This window comes from Melioribacter sp. (genome assembly GCF_049325435.1).
Classification (GTDB): Bacteria; Bacteroidota; Ignavibacteria; order Ignavibacteriales; family Melioribacteraceae; genus Melioribacter; species Melioribacter roseus.
Genome location: NZ_JBMOLD010000013.1, coordinates 123,725 through 142,329, shown reverse-complemented (window position 1 = coordinate 142,329; position 18,605 = coordinate 123,725). Strand labels below are relative to the sequence as shown.

Here is an 18,605-nt window from a genome sequence, read left to right as displayed (position 1 = left end):
TATGATTTGGACCATCGAATTGGCATCGTATCTCGACGATGCTCCGTGGCCCGCTACGAAAGAAGAACTGATTGACTATGCCGAACGTATTGGCGCTCCTTTGGAAGTGATTGAGAATCTGCAGGAACTCGAAGATACCGAGGAGCCATACGAATCGATTGAAGATATATGGCCTGATTACCCGACAGACGAAGACTTCTTTTACAACGACGATGAAGAATACAAATCCTGATAACATGTGGGAGAATGTCTGCGGACAAACCAGAGCCGTTGAAATATTGAACAGATTTATTAAGTCAAGGCGTGTACCACACGCCTTGATTTTTTATGGCTCCGAAGGCGTCGGTAAATTCAATACGGTTCTTAATTTTGCCGAAGCAATTTACAAAGAGTATTCTCCCGATATCCATCACATCGAAAAAATTCAAAAACTGAGAGAACCCTATATAAAGTTGATAACGCCTCTTCCGAGAGGAAAGGGGGAAACACCCGACGATTCTCCTACCGCTAAACTCACACAAAATCAAGTTGAAAACCTGCAGAAGGAAATAGAAAAACTGATCGAGAATCCTTATCATAAATTAAATATAGACGGCGCAAATACTATAAAAATTAATAGTATCCGCGACATCAAAAAATTTATATGCGTGGATTATCACGATATTCCGTATCGATTTGTTTTTATTCTGGATGCCCATTTAATGAACGATCAAGCTCAAAATGCGCTCTTGAAAAGCCTTGAAGAACCACCCGAAGGACTTGTTTTTATTCTCGTAACGAGTAAGATCGATCTACTGTTGCCGACTATTCAGTCCAGATGCTGGCAAATAAAATTTCAACCTTTGAGTGAAAAAAGCGTAGTCGATATATTAAAAAGTAAATTCGGTATAGAAGACGATAGCGCTCGCAGAGCCGCTCATTTTTCAGGCGGATCGGTGCAGAAAGCGCTCAAACTGATTGAATACGATATCGAATTTCTGCTTGAAACCGTTATATCGATATTGCGTTATTCAATTGCGCGTAAGTTTCATACCGCATCCGAACATATAAATAAATTAGCCGGCTCCAAAAAAGGCGAAGAACTGGCGCTGGCGATTGCGCTTATAAAAGTCTGGCTGAACGATCTGATTCGCAATCGTTTTTCGTACGACGATTATTATTTCGAGGAATTTAGGGATACCCTGATTAAATTTAATGAAAAATTTCCCGACGCCCAGGTCGAAAAAGTCTTTGAAAATTTGACCGAATACGAAAAAGGATTGTCCGGAAATTTGAACTTGAATGTGATAACTCTTAGCCTTATATTTGAATTGGCTTCATTGTCGATGAGGAATTTAAATTGATTTATATAAATCGTTCTGACAATACGGAAATTAAGTCTACGGATAAATTTATTCCATCCAACGGAAAGACTCGATCATACCAATCAATAGTTATAGACAAATTTCACGCCTGTTCGCACCACGGTTGTTTTAATTGTAAGCCGGAATTTTATTCCAGAGCTCCGCTCGACAAACGCAATATTGTGGAAATAGAATGCGACGGACTGCTCAATTGCGAGTATTGTGTGGTTGAAAACGGACTGGAACTGTTTCCGTATGATTTTGTTATTGTTAAACAAAACGACGAGCTCGAGATTGCTCAGGTCAAATCGATCGGAGAAATAGTTCGTATAAAAAGGAGCTCGATGGGACTCTTCGGCGAGGAATTGCCGGTAATAATCCGTAAAATGAATTCCGAAGACGCCCAGAAATTGAATCGCAATTTGAAGGACGAGGAAAGGGCTATCGGATTTTTCAAAAATGCCGTTGCGCATCACAAGCTCGAAATGAAGCTCGTAAAAATTCATTACCAGTTCGACAGAAAAAAACTTTATTTTTTCTATACCGCAGACGGAAGAGTCGATTTCAGAGAACTGGCAAAAACGCTTGCCGCTGAATTTAAAACCCGCATTGAACTGCGTCAAATCGGAGTTAGGGACGAAGCCAGAGAAATCGGGGGAATCGGAACATGCGGCAGGGAATTCTGCTGCTCCTCGTTTTTGAATAATTTTAGAAAAATTACAACACAACTTGCCACTGAACAAAACTTAATGTCTAGTCTGGGAAAATTGAGCGGTCCTTGCGGCAAGCTCAAATGCTGCCTCTCTTACGAAGTAGAATAACTTACTGGAGATAAATATGCCTTTTAAAATTACCGCCGTTGTCGGAGCCGGAACTATGGGTTCCGGAATAGCCCATGTGCTGTCATTAAACGGATACAAAGTCCAATTATGCGATATTGACAAAGCCATACTGGAAAAAGCTCTCGACATTATTTCGAAAAATATGGACAGACAGATTAAAAAAAATATAATCGATGAAAATGGTAAAAATGAAGCGTTGAAACGAATTGAAATTATCGATACTTTGGATAAGATCAGTCCGGATACGGATATTGTAGTTGAAGCAGTGGTTGAAAAATATGAAGTTAAGACGAATATTTACAATCAGTTAACTAAAATTCTGAAACAAGAAGCAATAATAGCTTCCAATACGTCTTCAATTTCGATAACTGCGCTGGCCCCTAAAGAGCGCGCCGCTAATTTTATCGGAATGCATTTTATGAATCCGGTACCGGTTATGAAACTAGTTGAGGTTGTAAGAGGATACGAAACTTCGGACGAGACAACCGGTAAAGTAATTGATCTGGCTAAAAAGCTCGGCAAGATTCCGGTAGAAGTCAATGATTATCCGGGTTTTATTAGCAATCGCGTACTTATACCAATGATTAACGAAGCTATTTTTGCGTTTTATGAAGGAGTGGCTGCTGCGGAAAGTATCGATTCGATAATGAAATTAGGCATGAATCATCCGATGGGACCGCTTGAACTAGCAGATTTTATCGGTTTGGACGTATGTCTTTCAATAATGGAAGTTTTATATGAAGGTTATAACGATTCGAAATATAGACCTTGTCCGTTATTAAAAAAGATGGTTTCAGCCGGCAAATTAGGACGCAAATCAGGCGAAGGATTTTACAAATACAAATAAGCACATAATGTATATTATGTAAACTAAGATTTATAAATTACTGAATCTGTAATATAGATAAATTACCAGTATCAATAAAACCAGCCAGATTAACGGACTTCTGCCCTTTTTTTTGAATTTTCTTTTTCTGTTGAAACCGAGCCGTTTTCTTAAACGTTCCTCGCGGTCTTCTTCAGGCTTGTAAAACCGCGGTAAATATTCGAAATCCTTATGTTTAGGTTTCTTTATTAGCATCTCAGTTTGAAATTATTTTTAATTTGTTTTTTAATATTGTTACGGTAATCTCGGATGCCCGCTCTGATATAATCTCTCCATCCGCATGTACATAATAAGGAGTGTTGAGTTTAATTTCTATCTTTTCGGAATTGAAAAAATTTGCCTCTTTTGCAGATTCGAGTTTGTTCATTACGGCCAAAGGTAATTTACGGAGAATTTTAAGTTTCGACATATGATCGATGACGCAAATATCCAGCAGATTATCGTCAATCTTGGCATTCGGAGTCAAATAAAAACCGCCTCCGGAAGTAAGTCCGTTGCCGACGGTAATCAGTAATTTTTTCCCTTCGATTTTAACCGTATCGGCATTTACTACCACATCAAGGGGGCGGTATTTCATTAAACCACCCAAAACCGCATAAATGTAAGAAATAATACCGTTTAACCGTTTTGACCTTTGATTTAATTTTGCCACAAGAGCGTCGAAGCCAATTCCCAGGCTGTTGATGAAACGAAAATTGATTTCTCGACCGTTCTCTTTAATCTTAACAGAGCCGATGTCAAAATTTCGTACCGTAGTGGAATTGAAAATCAAATTCAAATTCCGGTCGATATTTTTATCGAGTCTCAAATTTCTGGCAAAATCGTTTCCCGTGCCCAGCGGGAGCACGCCGAGAGAAAGATTTGAATCGGGATTAATGCCGTTTATTACTTCATTTAGTGTTCCGTCTCCGCCTACCGATATCAGATGAGTGAAGTTATCGGATAATTTCTCGACCAGATTAATTATGTGTCCGGGAAATTCGGATATTTCGATGTGGTGTTCTACCTTTTTACGGTAAAGGTAATCCTTAATCTTATCCAGAGAATTGAGGGCTTTGCCTTTCCCGGCGGCGGGATTAATGACAAACAAATATTGATGTTCTTTGTCCATTTAATTTCCGAACATGGCTTCGATAAATTCCTTAGGTGAAAAATCCTGTAAATCTTCGATGCCCTCGCCTACTCCGATATACTTAACCGGAATTTTTTTCTCCGATATGATTCTGAAAATTACTCCGCCTTTTGCCGTGCCGTCAAGTTTTGTAATAATAATGCCGGTAGGCTTTGTATATTTTTCAAATTCTTCCACCTGACGAACGGCGTTTTGACCGGCTGTGCCGTCGAGTACCATTAAAATTTCATTGGGAGCATAAGGCAAAAGATTATTAATTACACGGTGAATTTTGTTAAGTTCGTCCATCAAATTTTTCTGAGTATGCAGTCTGCCTGCCGTGTCGATTATTACAATGTCCGTACCGTCTTTTTGCGCCGCTTTAATAGTATCGAAAGCTACGGCGGAAGGTTCTTTTGTATTCGTGCTGATTATATCCACGCCCGCTTTATTAGCCCAAATTTCGAGTTGGTCATTGGCGGCGGCTCTGAATGTGTCGGCTGAACCGATTTTTACTTTCAGACCGGATCTTTTGAAATTATAAGCCAATTTACCTACTGAAGTTGTCTTGCCGGATCCATTAACTCCAATTATAACAATTACGTAGGGTTTTTGTGATAAATCTATTTCTCCGTTTGTTTTTGCCTGGGATAAGACTGCTTCGAGTTCCTCTTTAATAATTTTCTTGAAATTATCGACGGATCTGTCGGATTCCTTTTTGAAAAGCGCCCTGGCTTTCTCTATTATTTCTTCGGCAATTTGAGAACCGATATCGCTCGTAATAAGTACTTCTTCGAGTTCTTCTAGGGTTTCCTCGTCGACTTTTGCCTTTCCGCTGATAGTCTCCGATATTTTATTTACAAGGTTATCCCTTGTTTTAGATAAGCCTTCTTTCAGTTTACCGAAATTTATATTTTTAAACAGCTTCATTTCTCTTGTACCATTTTATTGATTCGTATGCTCTTACGGCATATCCGATTAGCGAAAGATAACAGAGCAAAAGACTTATATAAAAGACTATTTTATAAAGCAGCGTAATTTCAAGTCCGATTATAACCAGGAGCAGATAAAGTCCTATTGAAAAAGCGGTGATTTTACCCAAAAGATTGGACGGGAGCACTTTTTTAATAATTTGTGAAACGATAATTCCGCCGGTAAAAATCAAAAGGTCGCGTAAAATAACCGTCCAAAAATAGAGCGGCACGATATAGTCGTGTCGGTATAACTGTAAAATTATTACCAAAATTGCCACCTTGTCGGCCAGAGGATCGATTATTTTTCCGAATTCGCTTATTTTGTCGTACTTACGGGCTATATAACCGTCCAACATGTCCGTTAGGAAACCGATAAATATAAAAATCAGTACGTAATATCGATTTGCTCCTGTTTCCAAATCCGATAAAAATATGTATAGTGGAACGGCTGTCAACAAGCGTATAAAGCTTAGCAAATTAGGAAGAGTAAAAACGTTTAATTTATTATTTATGCTGTTTCTCATCTAATAGTTATATCTTATTATTATTGAATGTCATATTCTTCTTTGCTTATACCGATTTCTACCGGTATCGGGTATTCGCCTGAGAAACAAGCCGTACAAAATTCGGACGGCGAATGGTCGACCATCGATTCGAGCATTTCCTCGACGGTCATATATTCCAGCGTATCGACTTCGAGGTATTTTCGTATTTCTTCGATGTTGCTGTTGTACTTGTAAGCTATCAACTCCGTTTGAGAAGGGAAATCCATTCCGTAATAGCAAGGACTTACAATTGGCGGAGAGGAAATTCTCAGATGAATGGCTTTTGGATTGGCTTCCCGGAGCAAGCGCACCAATTGCTTCGAAGTCGTACCGCGCACAATTGAATCGTCCACGAGAACGATTGTCCTGTTTTCGAGCACGCCTTTTACTGTATTGAATTTGATTTTCACTCCGATTTCCCTAGCTTTTTGACCCGGCAGAATAAATGTACGCCCGATGTAATGGCTCCTGATAAGTCCGATTTCGAGTCTCGACGGGATACCCATTTTTGCCAGTTGACTTTGATATCCGATTGCGGCAGTATTAGAACTGTCCGGCACGCTGATTACTATTACCTTCTCCCCGTCGGGATCTGTAACCGGATGTTTTTCTGCCAGAATTTTACCCAGTTTTCGTCTTATTTTGTCGACATTCGTGCCGAAAATTTTGCTGTCCGGTCGTGAAAAATAGATATATTCGAATACGCAATGCTTTTTGGAATTCTCTTCCTGGAATATCGAATAAGATTTAAATGTGCCTTGTTCCAGCGTTTCATCGTCAATAACCAAAATTTCATTCGGTTCCACATCTCGAATGTATTCCGCCGAATTGATGTCGAGCGCGCAGGTTTCTGAAGCCACAATAAACGCATTTTCTTTTTTGCCTACGACAAGCGGTCTGAATCCGTTCGGATCGCGGGCTGCGATTAATTTATCGTCGGTCATAATAACCAAGCAGTATGCTCCCTTAATCTGTCGCAGCGCGTCTCTTATTTGGTCTATTTGATCGTCAAATTTGCTCCTTGCAATCAGATGAAGGATTACTTCGGTGTCGCTCGTCGTCTGGAAAATGGCTCCGTCGGCTACTAATTTTTTCCGCAGTTCTTTTGCATTTGTAAGATTGCCGTTATGCGCTACGGCAAGATTTCCTGAACGGTAATTTACAACAAACGGTTGTATGTTTTTTTTGGAATCGGCCGAACCGGTAGTCGAATATCGATTATGTCCGATAGCGCAGGCGCCTGTCAAAATATTTTCAAATAAATTCTGATCGTTAAAAACCTCGGAGACGAGCCCGAAATTTTTATGATACCTGAAAACTTTCTGTCCTTTTTGATTCAACGATGCGGTAACAATCCCCGCGCCTTCCTGGCCCCTGTGCTGCAAAGCATGAAGCCCGTAATAAGTTTTAAGCGCCGCATCTTTACAGCCGTATATACCGAAAACGCCGCAATGACATTGAGGCTTGTCGTGTGAGGCTGTTAACTCGAAATATCTATCTGACATTTTATTTTTATCTTCTTGAAAAAATTATGATACAAAATATAAGATATACATTTCACATAATAAAGGTAAACAAGGTAAGCGATTTCAAAAACTCCATTTTGCGTAACGTAATAACGACCATATAATTTTTTCCAAAAATATCTGATTTGTTGTCGATAAATAAAAATTAGTTTTAAAAATTGATAATATATAATCCGATTAATTAATATATTTGTATATCGATAGCGCTTTGAATTATCATCATAACGACGGAGCAAATGTGAATAATGAAATCATTGACTCAATAAATAAACTCGTACTCAATTATGAAAATTCAAAGGACGAAAGTCTTTTGAGAAATATTAATCGTTTACTCCGATTGCTCGAATATCAATCGTGGTATTTAAAAGCCAGGCTCGGGATTATTGACTCGAAGCACGAAAATTTTGAAGACGATCAACTTAAGAAATACGAGAAAGAATTCAGCTATTCGAATGCGTTTTCGAAATATCATCTCATCATTCCCCTGCTGATGTATTTATTCAAAAATTACAACAACGACCGTAGCGCCCTGGAAATAAGTTCGTCTTTTATGGAAGAATTAAAAGATTTTTTACGACCGGGCGACTATGCAAAAACCAAAACCGGAGCGCAGCGATTTATCACAAATACGAGATTCGCCTCGAACGAATTGAGAAAATTCGGAATGCTCCGTTCCGACTCTCAATATTTTTTCCATACCTGGAAACTTTCCCCTTACGGAGTCATGATAGCGGGTAGCCTCTATTATGATTTTAGAACGGACGATCTAAAGAAATTTCTCGATTATAAATTATCCAAGGATACAGCCCTTACAAACGCGCTTAAGTTAATTGCATCGGCAGCCGAAGATATAATTGAACGTCATAAGTTTGAAAAGATACTCCGGCTGATTTTCTACGAAGAAGTTATTTATGAAGTGATGAAATTATACGACGACAGATTTATAAAATTTGTGACATTAATTAAAAATTTCTTGAGGTCGGGTATCAAAAAAGAGACGGCTGCAAAGAATTTGCGCGATTTTTTAAACGGACTTAACCACGATCAAGAAATTTCCAAACTTGCCGATTCGATAAAACTCAAAAAAGATATCGACTATAACATGTACCAATTTTATTCTATCATAAATAATTCTGGATAAAAAATGGAAAAAGAAAAATTATTATACGAAGCTATGCTGATTGCGCAGGAAGCGCATCGAAACCAGACCGATAAAAACGGCGCTCCGTATTTCGGTCACCTTTTCAGAGTAATGAATATGGGAACTACTCTCGATGAGAAGATTTGCGGCGTCTTGCACGACCTTTTGGAAGACACAGATTGGACGGAGCTCGATTTGAAATCGAAAGGTTTCCCCTCTTACATTGTCGACGCTTTGACAGCATTGACAAAAAAAGAAGGCGAATCGTATGACGAGTTTATCGAAAGAGTTTGTAAAAACAAATTGGCGGCAAAGGTAAAAATTAACGATCTGACGGACAATCTTGATATAAAAAGATTATCAGAATTAAAAGAAACAGATATCGAACGCATTAAAAAATATCATAGAGCATACAGAAAATTATTCTCATTATAAATGAAAAGCCCTGTAATTTAATTACAGGGCTTTTTAAGTCGGAACGGCGGGATTCGAACCCGCGACCCCTTGAACCCCATTCAAGTGCGCTACCGGGCTGCGCTACGTTCCGTCAGAGTTTTTCTTTCAATTCAATCAAAAACTTTTTAATCTCTTCCAGGTCTTCTTTTAGTTCGCGCTTACCGTTCTTTTCCGGAGTCATATCGTTTTGAACTGCAAAGTTATCCTTTTCCGGGGATTTATTCAATCCCGACAATATCTTTTTTGCGCCTTCGATAGTATATTTTTCTTCCCGGAGTAATTTTTTAATTTCTAAAATTAATTTGATGTCTTTGTTAGTATAGATTCGGTTGCCCGCTCTGTTCTTGCTCGGTTTAAGCTGCTCGAATTCGGTTTCCCAGTATCTCAGAATATATTGCTCCAAACCGGTGATTTTACTGACTTCGCTTATAGAATAATATAACTTTTTCAGACCGAAATCTTTCATGCATTTACCTTTTTACTTACTTGAAGTAAAATAACGTAAATACATTAAATTAGCAAGATTAAATTTACTTGCCGATTAAATCTATCAGCGCATGAACGCCTAAAATATAACTGAGAGTCTTAAATCCGCTTATATAACCGTCGCAAACTGAAGCGGTTAACGAAACTTTTCTGAAACTGTCCCTGCTCTGAATATTCGATAAATGGACTTCCACTTTGGGTAAAGGACAAATTTCAAGAGCGTCTCGTATGGCAACGCTAGTGTGCGAATACCCGCCCGGATTAATCAGAATTCCGTCGAATCCTGCCGGTTCGTTAATTCTCTTGACTATATTCGATTCGTCCGGCGACTGAAAAAATACGAATTCGATATCGGGAAATCTACGGCGTAGCGTATCTTCAATTGACTTCAGATCGTTATTGCCGTAGAAATCCGGGTTGCGAAGCTTTAAGAGATTAAGGTTAGGTCCGTTAATTACAAGTATTTTCATGTGTTGTCGCTCAATTGTTCTATTATTTCTCTCATTCTGGGTGTGAGATAAACTTCGTCAACTCCCAATTCTTTTAAAGCGTTTGAAAGTATGAGCACTTTTTTTTGTAGCGGGGATAATTTATTGATGACAATGATTTTGTCTTCTTTCATTATGCAATATCCCCCTTTAAAGTCTCCCCTTTCGAAACGCACTTTTGCTCCCATCTGTAGTGCTATCTGTTTGAGATCCTGTAAAATATTCTCGAATTCTTTTTCTTTGATTTTCATGTTGTCTTTTGTAAAGGTTTAATAATTGCGATGAACAACATCCCAAGATAGACGAACAGATTTATTAAAGGAAAACCGTCGAGTACAATAAACCGTTCTCTAATAAGGGCAATAGTTTCAGCCGCGGGCCTCAAATTGATTATTTCCATCAACAGTCGATAGTCTTTGAACAATAAATAAATATTGAACGGAGCTGTTATTATTATCAATAATAAAATGATTAGTAGCCAGCCTTCTTTCTTAAGTTGCGGCTTAATAAAGATTAAATAGAACACAATTGATATAAGCAACAACGGATAACTGATTAATTTCAATGTAATTGCGGGAGCAAATAAAAGTAAACCCGCGGTTAAATCCGTTTGAGCAAAAATTTCTTTTAAGACAAGTCCTTTCGGTTCAAATAGCTGAAATGAAATAAGTAAGTCGGAAAGAATTCCGCACATCCACGAAAGATAGAACAGAGCCGCCAACAACGGGAAAATTTTTGCTTTCATCAAATTTATCCGAAAAATTTGTCTATTTTTCGGATTAAAAAATATGAAAAAAAAATGACTATTGCTTCTATCGACCTGGGCTCCAATACCGTCTTGCTTTTGATAGCGAAAGTTACGGATTCGGAAATCAAGACAATAAAAAATTTTTACCGGGCTCCGCGCATCTCGAAAAATCTGAAAAAAGGCGAACCGTTTCCCGATGAAAATATCGAGAGATTATATAAGACGCTGGACGAATATCAAAAAATTATTGAGGAATATAATTGTAAAACGGTTCTTGCGGCGGCGACAAATGCTTTCAGAATAGCCTCAAACGGCAAACATATTGCCAAAGAGATAAATGAAAGATACGGCTGGAAGTTGAATATTATTAGCGGTGAAGAAGAAGCCAGGCTTTCGTTCGTCGGTTCGGCCTACCCGTTCGAAGACGGAAAATCAAAATCGTTGATCGATATCGGAGGCGGAAGCACGGAAATAATTTCCGGAAATAAGACGGAAATTTTATACCGGAAGAGTTTCCCTTTAGGGGTCGTATACTTGACTGAAAAATATCTGAAGCATAATCCTCCGCTCGATTCCGAATTGTCGGCAATGGAAAAAGAAACTGCGGAAAAATTCCGCGAATTGAAATCGGTCTCCGAATTGGGCGAGTATACAATTGCAATTGCCGGCACTCCCACCACCCTCGCCTGCATTAAAATGAATATTAAATTGTACGATGAAAATGTGGTTGACAATACTCTACTCAACTTCAATGATATCAGTCGGTTATATGATCGACTTAAGAATATGACGAGTAAAGAAATTCTTGTGAATTTCGGACAGGTAGTCGAAGGGCGCGAGGATTTAATAACCGCAGGAGCCGGTATATTAAAAGTTTTTATGGAATTGACGGAAATCCGGGAACTGCACGTTAACAGCCGCGGATTGAGGTACGGTCTTATACTGGATTATTTAATACATAAGCTAAATATACGGGAATCCCAACCGTAACGATTAGAAACAGAGCGCCGATTAGAATCGAAAAAAAGAGACTTCGCGACTGCGCATAAGTGGCGCATATAGCCAGAAACATACTCCAAACTATAAATATCCCTTCAATAATCGAAAGAACAATAGACGGAATATATTTGATTGCAAACGGGGTAGGATTGAAGGAAAACCAATATTGACCGAACAAGGCGTATTCGACCGGCGTAAGTATAATTAATGTGAAGATAATAGGTATAAACGAGTAGGAATAGATAGCGAGATTGTCTTTGAAACGGCTTTTGACGCCCGTAATTTTCAGGATTAGCGTCATTAGAACCGACCATGCCAACATTAATAATATAAATGAAATCGGCAACGAGCTTAAAGCGACGAATATATTTTGAAGGCTGCCCTCTCCTCCCGAAAAAACATTTGAAAGAATTCCCGCCGTCAATGAAATTTTTAATGCGGCCAGAATTATTACAGTCAATAAAAAGTTTTTATGGTCGGCATGAATTAAAAGTTCCGCCGCTTTTACCGGAGATTCGAATAACTTTGACGTAGTGTGCCAGAAATCGATATTGGGCACTTTAGTTCGAAGGAATGCCTTGCAATTTTCACAAGTAAGTAGATAGAACGGATTTTCTGTAGAACAATTATTGCATCTGACGCTGTTCTTCATATTAAAAACTTATTCTTAATGATAAAGTCATGTTGTTTGTCCCGGCGGAAACGTCGAAATCGTATAAGTGCGCGTCCACGTAAGCGTCGAGAATGTTGATCAGATAAGAAAGACCGATAAAAACCGCGGTCAAATCTCGCTGGTCTCTGTAAAATTCCCGCTGGTCATAATATCGCAAATTTCCATTTGGATTATTTTCGTCGATACTTTGGACGTACAGGTCCCTGAAATGTTTGTACTGGTCGTTGTTATCGACCCAGAAATAGCCCAGTACGCCGAGCGCCCCCCAAATTATCGGGGCTTTCCAGTACGATTCGTTATAAATTTGTCCCCATCCTGGTATTAATGCGCTCCTTAAAACAGCTCCCATCGGCGATTTATGCATTATAAATTGAGTGGTATCGGTTCTTGCATCCGAATCCGGTTCGGATGTTTGTCCGAATGAGGAATTATTAAAAGTTACTAATAGGATTATAACGCTAATTGTAATTGCTGTTGATAATTTCAAAGAGTTCAAATAATCTTTCCAATTCGTCATTTGAATAGAATTCGATTACAATTTGGCCTGCTCCGTTCTTCTTTACGTTGCAATGCACTTTAGTGCCGAGTATTCGCTGCAAACGTTCTTCAATATTTCTTTGCGAAGCCGATTCCGTTGTTATCGAGGAAGCGAATTTTTCCTTTTTGTCTTTATTGTTTTTCAGGTCGTTTAATTTTCTTACCAGTTCTTCAACTTTACGTACGGAAAGATTCTGTTTTAATATTTTGTCGTGAATTTGAAGTTGAAGTTTCGGATTAGACAGATTGATCAAAGCCCTTGCGTGACCGTTTGATATCTTATTTTCGATCAAGCTCTGTTGAATGGGTTCGGGCAATTTAAGGAGCCGGATAAAGTTTGTAATGGTAGTGCGGTCTTTACCGACTCTTTCAGCAATTTCTTCATGCGACAGATTGCATTCGTCTCTCAGACGTTTATATGCGACGGCGACTTCAATCGGATTTAATTTCTCTCTTTGAATGTTCTCGATCAAAGAGAGCGCAAGCATTGCTTCTTTTGTGTCTACTTTAATAATATATGCGGGAATCTCTTTCAATCCGATATCTTTGCACGCTCTCAGTCTTCTTTCGCCTGAAATAAGTTCGTATTTATCTTTGTCGATTCTGCGTACGGTAACGGGCTGAATAAGACCGTTCTGGAGTATCGATAATTTCAATTCTTCGAGCGCTTGAGGTTCAAAGTGAGTCCTCGGCTGGTACGGATTAGGATAAATTTGATTGACGGAAATTTTGGCGAGTATATCGTACGATTTGCCGTCGTCTTTGGGTATGTCTTTGCCTGAGACGGCTACCGGAGCGTCCAATTTCTCTTTTAGCTGGGGATTAATCAGCGCATCCAATCCCCTTCCTAAAGCTGACTTCATAATCTCCTACTCCTTTTCCTTAACGGCGTTGAGTTTTAAATTATTTCTTTCGAGCAATTCATAAGCCAACGACATATAATTCTGCGCTCCCACCGACGTGGCGTCGTACAAAATAACTGGTTTTGCATAACTGGGAGCTTCCGAAAGCTTTACGTTTCTGTTTATTACCGTTTCGTATACCTTTTCCCCGAAATATTTTTTGACTTCTTCGACAACCTGTTGGCTCAGTCGTAAGCGCTTGTCGAACATTGTAAGCAATACGCCTTCGATTGATAATTCCGGATTGAAACTTTTTTTGACTATGTTGATAGTATTGAGCAACTGTCCCAAGCCTTCGAGGGCAAAATACTCGCATTGCACGGGAATTAATACGGAGTCTGCTGCGACGAGCGCATTCAAAGTCAACAGACCGAGCGACGGAGGACAATCGATAAAAATAAAGTCGTATTTTTCTTCTACTTCCTGAAGCGCGTTTTTAAGAAGGTGCTCCCTGTTTTCCAGGGATACCAGTTCGACTTCGGCTCCGACCAGATTAATATTCGACGGCAATATATCGAGGAAAGGCATATAAGAATTTATAATCGATTCATTGGCCGAATTCAAACCGACCAAAACATTATAAACTGTCTTGTCGTATTTATCGATACCGATACCGGAGGTGGAATTTGCCTGCGGGTCGATATCGATCAAAAGCGTTCTGAATTCGGCGGCAGCTACCGAGGCGGAGAGGTTAATGGCAGTGGTGGTTTTTCCCACTCCGCCTTTTTGATTTGCTATGACTATTTTTTTTGCCATGTTAAAGTTCTATTTCTTCTCCGTAATTAAGCACTATCGATTTTTTACCGAGCGCCTCCACCTTCGATTTGAATTCGTACGGGTCGGCTTCGATTACCGGAAAAGTATTGTAATGCATCGGAATCGCCACTTTGGGATTTGCAAGTTCAACTGCTTTTACAGCGTCGGTAATTCCCATTGTAAAATTATCGCCAATCGGGACGAGCATATAATCGAGGGGAGTCATTTCGCCGATTAACTTCATATCGTAAAAAAGTCCTGTGTCGCCCGTGTGATACAAATTCTTACCGTCGATAGAAAGGACAACCCCCGACGGTTCGCCTGCGTAATAATTGTCGGGCGTCATCGAACCGTGATGGGCAATTGTAAATTTTACTCTTCCGAAATCGAAGTTGTAGCTTCCGCCAATATGCATATTATGAGCCTTGAATCCTTCCTTAGCGCAATAGTTAGCCAATTCGTTGACACAAATAAATGTTGAATCGCACTTTTTTGCAATGGTAAAAGAATCGCCCAGATGGTCTCCGTGACCGTGAGTAAGGATGATATAATCCGCAGTCACCTCTTCGGCTTTAACGGGAGCCGTCGGGTTGCCCGTTAAAAAAGGGTCGATCAGAATCTTAATGCCGCCGTTTGTAGTTATCTGAAACGCCGAATGAGAAAAATATCTTAATTTCATCTTCCCCTCCCCGTATTAATTTTGACTTCTAATAATAACGAATTGCGTGTTTCTGACAAAATCATACAGGTTATTTTTTTCTGCGTAAAATTTTCCAAAGCGATGTGATTTTTCGTTCTTTCCCGGCTCGTAAATTGTTCAAAAGGTAATTGCGCAATTCTTCCCGCGATATGCCTCTTATCAGCTTGCCGTTGTCGGCAATCGAAATGCTTGCTGTTTCCTCCGATACAATAACGCAAATTACGTCGGCTTGTTCCGAAATTCCAAGACCTGCGCGGTGCCTCATTCCTAACGGATTGCCGTCCAAACTCGTTACGTTGGACAGCGGGAGCGTACACCTTGCCGCTTCGATTAAGTCGTTATGAATAACTACCGCTCCGTCGTGCAACGGCGAGCGCGGAAAAAAGATCGAACGAATTAAATTTTTCGAAACTTTTGCGTTGATTATTTCGCCGGTTTCGACCACGCTTTTTATACCGACGGTTCTTACGATTACCATTAAAGCGCCGTGTTGATGCTGCGCCAGCTCAAAAGCGCTTTCGGCTATTATTTCGGCTACGTTGCTTTCGTCGGTTTTGATGAATATTTTCAGAAGCGGACTTCTGCCGAGCATTACTAATATACGCCGTATTTCCGGCTGAAATAATATGATGAATGCTATAACCCAAATGTCCGAAATCAATTTGAGTATCCAGCCAAGGGCTTTGAAGTTTGCCGCCTGAGCTATAAATGAAAGAAATAATACAATAAGCAGTCCATAGAAAATTTGCGCCGCTATGGTTCCCCTGATGGCGGAATAAAGTTTATAAAATATAAACGACACCAGAGCTATGTCGATTATATCAACTAACGTTACGGTAATAAAACCTATTTTAAATAACTCAATCATTTATCGATAATTCCGGATTTTCTACAAAATTGTTGACAAGGGCGGCGTACTTACCGTTTCGAACATTATGCGTTCTGATAAATCGCGCTCCTTTGCTAACGGCAAGCGTTTCTGCTGCCAATGTGGGAGCATCTCTTAATTCGACAGGCAAATCGAGCGATTTTCCCAAAAACGATTTTCTGGATAATCCGATTAAAATCGGATATCCGATTCCTTTGAATTCGTCGAGTCTGTTCAACAATTCATAATTATGATGCACTTTTTTCCCGAATCCGATGCCGGGATCGATAATTAGTTTCTTTAAGCCGAATTTTTCAGCGTTATTGCATGTTTCCGTGAAATAATCGTAAATATCGTTAACCACGTCTTTGTATTCGGGATTATTCTGCATCGATTTGGGAGTTCCTTTCATGTGCATCAGTATTGCAGCGGCGTCGTACTTTTTTATAATAGCCGGCATTTCAGGGTCGAAAGCAAACGAACTGATATCGTTTATAATTTTGGCTCCGGCTTTCAACGCTTCTTCGGCAACTTTGGATTTTGTCGTATCGACGGAGATTAATATTTCCGGATCGGATTTTATTATCTCTTCGATTACCGGCAGTACGCGGTTCATTTCTTCGTCTGCCGGAACGGGATCGGCGCCGGGTCTGGAAGATTCGCCTCCGACATCAATAATATCGGCTCCGTCTTCAATCAATCCAAGAGCGTGTTCAATCGCTTTGTTCTTTTCATAAAATTTTCCCCCGTCCGAAAAAGAATCCGGCGTTACGTTTAAGATTCCTACAACGTACGCTCGCGACATATTAAACTCTTTATTGCCGATCTCTATCTTGTATTTATCATAGTTCGTCAAATTGTGCAACAATCTTGAAAGTCGCAATCCGGTGTCTTCGTTTCCGATTGCAATAATTTCTTTGGCAAGTTCTTTGAAAAATGTAAGCGAGCCGATAGAAAGCAAGTCGCAATATTCTCCGGCAGGGTTCGAATTTTCCGCGAGATAGCAAATTTCCTTGTTAGCCAGTATAATTTTTTTTATACGGCCGGCTAATTTCTTTTCCACAGTGCGAAATTCTATCGCCAGCAGATCTTTTTCATAGAGGTCGCGGTAAATATTATATTTAGTTCCGTACCTCTTGAATATATACGGATAGAAAATGTCGATAAGTTGAATGATCAACAGAAAGCTCCGCTACTTATTAATCAGATTTTTCAATTCGACCGCAGCGGCAGTAATATTGTCGCTGCAGAAGATAGTCGAACCGGCCACAAATACATTGCATCCGGCTTTTGAAATTCTTTCGATATTGCCGTTATATATGCCGCCGTCGACTTCGATTAAGAAGTCGTAATTTTTCTCGTTTCTTATTCGGTCGAGAGCGGCGATTTTATCGATTGACCTTTCAATAAATTTCTGTCCTCCGAATCCGGGATTTACGGACATTATAAGAACCATATCGAGATATTCCAGAACTTCCTGAAGAGTGTCGACGGGAGTGGATGGATTGAGCGCGACTCCCGCTTTTGCTCCTTTGCTTTTAATATATTCGATTGTTCTGTGCAGATGGACGACTTCTTCCTGGTGGACAGTAATAAAATCGGCGCCGGCATCTATGAATTTATCTATCAAATTATCCGGATTTTTAATCATTAAATGGACGTCGAGAGGTAAATTCGTTATACGATTAACCGCCTCGACCACCATAGGTCCGAACGTAAAATTCGGGACGAAATGACCGTCCATTATATCGCAATGGATTATATCGGCATTGGCCAATTCCACATAACGAATTTGTTGGGACAAATTTGTAAAATCAGCCGATAAAATCGACGGCGCCAGTAATTTCTTTTTAGCGTTCATTATCTTCTCTCAGTTTTGAATCAGAACTACGTTAACGCTGTCTCCCACACTGATGAGACTGTTTTCCGAAGGCTGCTGGTCGACCACCGTATTCGGTAAATAATTAGAAGAATGGATGTATGTTTTCAGACCGACTCTCAGCGAATTACGTTTTAATATTGCTTCGGCTTCCGTCAGGGATTTGCCTATCAGTCTCGGCACGCGTACTTTTCCTATTTGGGGACCGATACTCACTTTCAGTTTGACTTTCGTACCGACGGGTATAAATGTCCCTTCGGTATATTCCTGCTCGGCAATTGTTCCGACGGGCAGTTCGGATTCAACTTCGATAAGAGTATCTATCTGCAGACCCATTCTTTCCAGAGTGATTCGCGCGTCGCGCACCGACTTGTTGATTAAAAACGGCATTTGCACTTTTTGAAGTCCTCCGCTTACCGTCAGATATATTTTCCTTCCTTCTTTGACTATAGTATTGGGCTTTGGATTTTGAAAAATCACGTGGTCTTTCGGATATCTTTCGTCGTATCTGGAACGATTAATTATCGGTTCCAGATTGCTCTTTTTAAGAATTTCGACTGCCACGTTTTTATGTAGTCCCACAACGTCGGGAACTTTATATTCGTCGGCGCTTACTACATAAGGCATTATAATTTTGTCGACCGCAAAAAACAATACCACAAATCCCAGTATTACCAGCAACGATTTAATCAAAAAACTTTTCATCCAATTTTTCATATGATTTATCTATTTTAGAAACAAAAAT

The 18,605-nt window shown here is 39.7% G+C and carries 24 protein-coding genes and 1 tRNA gene; 7 read left to right on the top strand and 18 right to left on the bottom strand.

Features of this window, described 5'->3' with window-relative positions; all coding sequences use genetic code 11:
- Position 1: 1 nt before the first annotated feature.
- The 4 genes from ACOYVE_RS09595 to ACOYVE_RS09580 are packed head-to-tail and all read left to right on the top strand — an operon-like array spanning position 2 to position 3,032.
- Positions 2-232 (top strand): DUF2795 domain-containing protein, encoded by a 231-nt coding sequence (locus ACOYVE_RS09595; protein WP_014857199.1) that lies wholly within the window; start codon positions 2-4, stop codon positions 230-232.
- Positions 213-1,343, top strand: coding sequence for an ATP-binding protein (locus ACOYVE_RS09590; RefSeq protein WP_081489523.1), 1,131 nt, complete (start codon positions 213-215; stop codon positions 1,341-1,343). Before ACOYVE_RS09595 ends, ACOYVE_RS09590 begins: the two co-directional genes overlap by 20 nt.
- Positions 1,340-2,164 carry a PSP1 domain-containing protein gene (locus tag ACOYVE_RS09585; protein ID WP_014857197.1) on the top strand — a complete coding sequence of 275 codons (825 nt, stop codon included), beginning with the start codon at positions 1,340-1,342 and terminating at the stop codon, positions 2,162-2,164. The genes ACOYVE_RS09590 and ACOYVE_RS09585 overlap by 4 nt, the downstream gene beginning before the upstream one ends.
- Before the next feature lie 16 nt (positions 2,165-2,180).
- Complete coding sequence (locus tag ACOYVE_RS09580) at positions 2,181-3,032, top strand: 3-hydroxyacyl-CoA dehydrogenase family protein (protein ID WP_014857196.1); 852 nt, start codon at positions 2,181-2,183, stop codon at positions 3,030-3,032.
- A gap of 235 nt (positions 3,033-3,267) precedes the next feature.
- On the opposite strand, the gene ACOYVE_RS09575 is transcribed toward ACOYVE_RS09580, so the two are convergent.
- The 4 genes from ACOYVE_RS09575 to purF are packed head-to-tail and all read right to left on the bottom strand — an operon-like array spanning position 3,268 to position 7,206.
- Positions 3,268-4,182 carry a diacylglycerol/lipid kinase family protein gene (locus tag ACOYVE_RS09575; protein ID WP_014857178.1) on the bottom strand — a complete coding sequence of 305 codons (915 nt, stop codon included), beginning with the start codon at positions 4,180-4,182 and terminating at the stop codon, positions 3,268-3,270.
- Positions 4,183-5,112: a signal recognition particle-docking protein FtsY gene (gene ftsY, locus ACOYVE_RS09570; protein ID WP_014857177.1), complete on the bottom strand. Its 930-nt coding sequence runs from the start codon at positions 5,110-5,112 to the stop codon at positions 4,183-4,185.
- Positions 5,099-5,680, bottom strand: coding sequence for a CDP-alcohol phosphatidyltransferase family protein (locus ACOYVE_RS09565; protein ID WP_422881684.1), 582 nt, complete (start codon positions 5,678-5,680; stop codon positions 5,099-5,101). The genes ftsY and ACOYVE_RS09565 overlap by 14 nt, the downstream gene beginning before the upstream one ends.
- Before the next feature lie 20 nt (positions 5,681-5,700).
- Positions 5,701-7,206, bottom strand: coding sequence for an amidophosphoribosyltransferase (gene purF, locus ACOYVE_RS09560; protein ID WP_014857175.1), 1,506 nt, complete (start codon positions 7,204-7,206; stop codon positions 5,701-5,703).
- A gap of 259 nt (positions 7,207-7,465) precedes the next feature.
- Here purF and ACOYVE_RS09555 point away from each other — a divergent pair, with 259 nt between their 5' ends.
- Both ACOYVE_RS09555 and ACOYVE_RS09550 read left to right on the top strand, forming a co-directional pair.
- Positions 7,466-8,368, top strand: coding sequence for a hypothetical protein (locus tag ACOYVE_RS09555; RefSeq protein WP_422881682.1), 903 nt, complete (start codon positions 7,466-7,468; stop codon positions 8,366-8,368).
- A gap of 3 nt (positions 8,369-8,371) precedes the next feature.
- Positions 8,372-8,803 carry a phosphohydrolase gene (locus ACOYVE_RS09550; protein WP_014857173.1) on the top strand — a complete coding sequence of 144 codons (432 nt, stop codon included), beginning with the start codon at positions 8,372-8,374 and terminating at the stop codon, positions 8,801-8,803.
- Between the two features lie 38 nt (positions 8,804-8,841).
- Here the strand turns inward: ACOYVE_RS09550 and ACOYVE_RS09545 are convergent.
- The 5 genes from ACOYVE_RS09545 to ACOYVE_RS09525 form a co-directional block, all read right to left on the bottom strand.
- Positions 8,842-8,915 (bottom strand) — tRNA-Pro (locus ACOYVE_RS09545).
- The gene (locus tag ACOYVE_RS09540) at positions 8,916-9,290 is read right to left on the bottom strand and encodes a MerR family transcriptional regulator (protein WP_014857172.1); all 375 of its coding nucleotides are present in this window, start codon (positions 9,288-9,290) and stop codon (positions 8,916-8,918) included.
- A gap of 64 nt (positions 9,291-9,354) precedes the next feature.
- The gene (locus ACOYVE_RS09535; RefSeq protein WP_014857171.1) at positions 9,355-9,780 is read right to left on the bottom strand and encodes a type II 3-dehydroquinate dehydratase; all 426 of its coding nucleotides are present in this window, start codon (positions 9,778-9,780) and stop codon (positions 9,355-9,357) included.
- Complete coding sequence (locus ACOYVE_RS09530; protein ID WP_014857170.1) at positions 9,777-10,049, bottom strand: hypothetical protein; 273 nt, start codon at positions 10,047-10,049, stop codon at positions 9,777-9,779. Before ACOYVE_RS09530 ends, ACOYVE_RS09535 begins: the two co-directional genes overlap by 4 nt.
- Positions 10,046-10,543: a hypothetical protein gene (locus ACOYVE_RS09525; protein WP_014857169.1), complete on the bottom strand. Its 498-nt coding sequence runs from the start codon at positions 10,541-10,543 to the stop codon at positions 10,046-10,048. Before ACOYVE_RS09525 ends, ACOYVE_RS09530 begins: the two co-directional genes overlap by 4 nt.
- Before the next feature lie 54 nt (positions 10,544-10,597).
- Here ACOYVE_RS09525 and ACOYVE_RS09520 point away from each other — a divergent pair, with 54 nt between their 5' ends.
- Positions 10,598-11,536, top strand: a complete 939-nt coding sequence (locus ACOYVE_RS09520; protein ID WP_014857168.1) for a Ppx/GppA phosphatase family protein — start codon at positions 10,598-10,600, stop codon at positions 11,534-11,536.
- Here ACOYVE_RS09520 and ACOYVE_RS09515 read toward each other — a convergent pair.
- From ACOYVE_RS09515 to ACOYVE_RS09475, 9 genes are all read right to left on the bottom strand, one after another.
- Complete coding sequence (locus ACOYVE_RS09515) at positions 11,484-12,197, bottom strand: YIP1 family protein (protein ID WP_422881679.1); 714 nt, start codon at positions 12,195-12,197, stop codon at positions 11,484-11,486. The two genes, ACOYVE_RS09520 and ACOYVE_RS09515, sit on opposite strands and share 53 nt — an antisense overlap.
- Position 12,198: 1 nt before the next feature.
- Positions 12,199-12,705 (bottom strand): DUF5683 domain-containing protein, encoded by a 507-nt coding sequence (locus ACOYVE_RS09510; RefSeq protein ID WP_422881678.1) that lies wholly within the window; start codon positions 12,703-12,705, stop codon positions 12,199-12,201.
- Positions 12,677-13,618 carry a ParB/RepB/Spo0J family partition protein gene (locus tag ACOYVE_RS09505; protein WP_422881676.1) on the bottom strand — a complete coding sequence of 314 codons (942 nt, stop codon included), beginning with the start codon at positions 13,616-13,618 and terminating at the stop codon, positions 12,677-12,679. Before ACOYVE_RS09505 ends, ACOYVE_RS09510 begins: the two co-directional genes overlap by 29 nt.
- Positions 13,619-13,624: 6 nt before the next feature.
- Positions 13,625-14,413, bottom strand: a complete 789-nt coding sequence (locus tag ACOYVE_RS09500; protein WP_422881674.1) for a ParA family protein — start codon at positions 14,411-14,413, stop codon at positions 13,625-13,627.
- Between the two features lies 1 nt (position 14,414).
- Positions 14,415-15,092 carry a metal-dependent hydrolase gene (locus ACOYVE_RS09495; RefSeq protein ID WP_014857164.1) on the bottom strand — a complete coding sequence of 226 codons (678 nt, stop codon included), beginning with the start codon at positions 15,090-15,092 and terminating at the stop codon, positions 14,415-14,417.
- Between the two features lie 70 nt (positions 15,093-15,162).
- Entirely contained in the window at positions 15,163-15,981 is an 819-nt protein-coding gene (gene cdaA / locus ACOYVE_RS09490; protein ID WP_014857163.1) for a diadenylate cyclase CdaA, read from the bottom strand.
- Positions 15,974-17,161: a dihydropteroate synthase gene (gene folP, locus ACOYVE_RS09485; RefSeq protein ID WP_422881672.1), complete on the bottom strand. Its 1,188-nt coding sequence runs from the start codon at positions 17,159-17,161 to the stop codon at positions 15,974-15,976. The genes cdaA and folP overlap by 8 nt, the downstream gene beginning before the upstream one ends.
- A 12-nt stretch (positions 17,162-17,173) precedes the next feature.
- Complete coding sequence (gene rpe / locus ACOYVE_RS09480) at positions 17,174-17,842, bottom strand: ribulose-phosphate 3-epimerase (protein ID WP_014857161.1); 669 nt, start codon at positions 17,840-17,842, stop codon at positions 17,174-17,176.
- 9 nt (positions 17,843-17,851) lie between these two features.
- Positions 17,852-18,565 carry a PASTA domain-containing protein gene (locus ACOYVE_RS09475; protein ID WP_014857160.1) on the bottom strand — a complete coding sequence of 238 codons (714 nt, stop codon included), beginning with the start codon at positions 18,563-18,565 and terminating at the stop codon, positions 17,852-17,854.
- Between the last annotated feature and the right edge of the window lie 40 nt (positions 18,566-18,605).

Bases quoted from the DNA above. Each gene is read 5' to 3' on its own strand.
- ACOYVE_RS09550 (WP_014857173.1), top strand. From the start codon at position 8,372: ATGGAAAAAGAAAAATTATTATACGAAGCTATGCTGATTGCGCAGGAA.
- ACOYVE_RS09475 (WP_014857160.1), bottom strand. From the start codon at position 18,565: ATGAAAAGTTTTTTGATTAAATCGTTGCTGGTAATACTGGGATTTGTG.
- ACOYVE_RS09590 (WP_081489523.1), top strand. From the start codon at position 213: ATGAAGAATACAAATCCTGATAACATGTGGGAGAATGTCTGCGGACAA.
- ACOYVE_RS09495 (WP_014857164.1), bottom strand. From the start codon at position 15,092: ATGAAATTAAGATATTTTTCTCATTCGGCGTTTCAGATAACTACAAAC.
- ACOYVE_RS09580 (WP_014857196.1), top strand. From the start codon at position 2,181: ATGCCTTTTAAAATTACCGCCGTTGTCGGAGCCGGAACTATGGGTTCC.
- ACOYVE_RS09530 (WP_014857170.1), bottom strand. From the start codon at position 10,049: ATGAAAATCAAAGAAAAAGAATTCGAGAATATTTTACAGGATCTCAAA.
- ACOYVE_RS09500 (WP_422881674.1), bottom strand. From the start codon at position 14,413: ATGGCAAAAAAAATAGTCATAGCAAATCAAAAAGGCGGAGTGGGAAAA.
- ACOYVE_RS09505 (WP_422881676.1), bottom strand. From the start codon at position 13,618: ATGAAGTCAGCTTTAGGAAGGGGATTGGATGCGCTGATTAATCCCCAG.
- purF (WP_014857175.1), bottom strand. From the start codon at position 7,206: ATGTCAGATAGATATTTCGAGTTAACAGCCTCACACGACAAGCCTCAA.
- ACOYVE_RS09535 (WP_014857171.1), bottom strand. From the start codon at position 9,780: ATGAAAATACTTGTAATTAACGGACCTAACCTTAATCTCTTAAAGCTT.
- ACOYVE_RS09575 (WP_014857178.1), bottom strand. From the start codon at position 4,182: ATGGACAAAGAACATCAATATTTGTTTGTCATTAATCCCGCCGCCGGG.
- ACOYVE_RS09525 (WP_014857169.1), bottom strand. From the start codon at position 10,543: ATGAAAGCAAAAATTTTCCCGTTGTTGGCGGCTCTGTTCTATCTTTCG.
- ACOYVE_RS09540 (WP_014857172.1), bottom strand. From the start codon at position 9,290: ATGAAAGATTTCGGTCTGAAAAAGTTATATTATTCTATAAGCGAAGTC.
- ACOYVE_RS09595 (WP_014857199.1), top strand. From the start codon at position 2: ATGATTTGGACCATCGAATTGGCATCGTATCTCGACGATGCTCCGTGG.
- ACOYVE_RS09515 (WP_422881679.1), bottom strand. From the start codon at position 12,197: ATGAAGAACAGCGTCAGATGCAATAATTGTTCTACAGAAAATCCGTTC.
- ftsY (WP_014857177.1), bottom strand. From the start codon at position 5,112: ATGAAGCTGTTTAAAAATATAAATTTCGGTAAACTGAAAGAAGGCTTA.
- cdaA (WP_014857163.1), bottom strand. From the start codon at position 15,981: ATGATTGAGTTATTTAAAATAGGTTTTATTACCGTAACGTTAGTTGAT.
- ACOYVE_RS09565 (WP_422881684.1), bottom strand. From the start codon at position 5,680: ATGAGAAACAGCATAAATAATAAATTAAACGTTTTTACTCTTCCTAAT.
- rpe (WP_014857161.1), bottom strand. From the start codon at position 17,842: ATGAACGCTAAAAAGAAATTACTGGCGCCGTCGATTTTATCGGCTGAT.
- ACOYVE_RS09520 (WP_014857168.1), top strand. From the start codon at position 10,598: ATGACTATTGCTTCTATCGACCTGGGCTCCAATACCGTCTTGCTTTTG.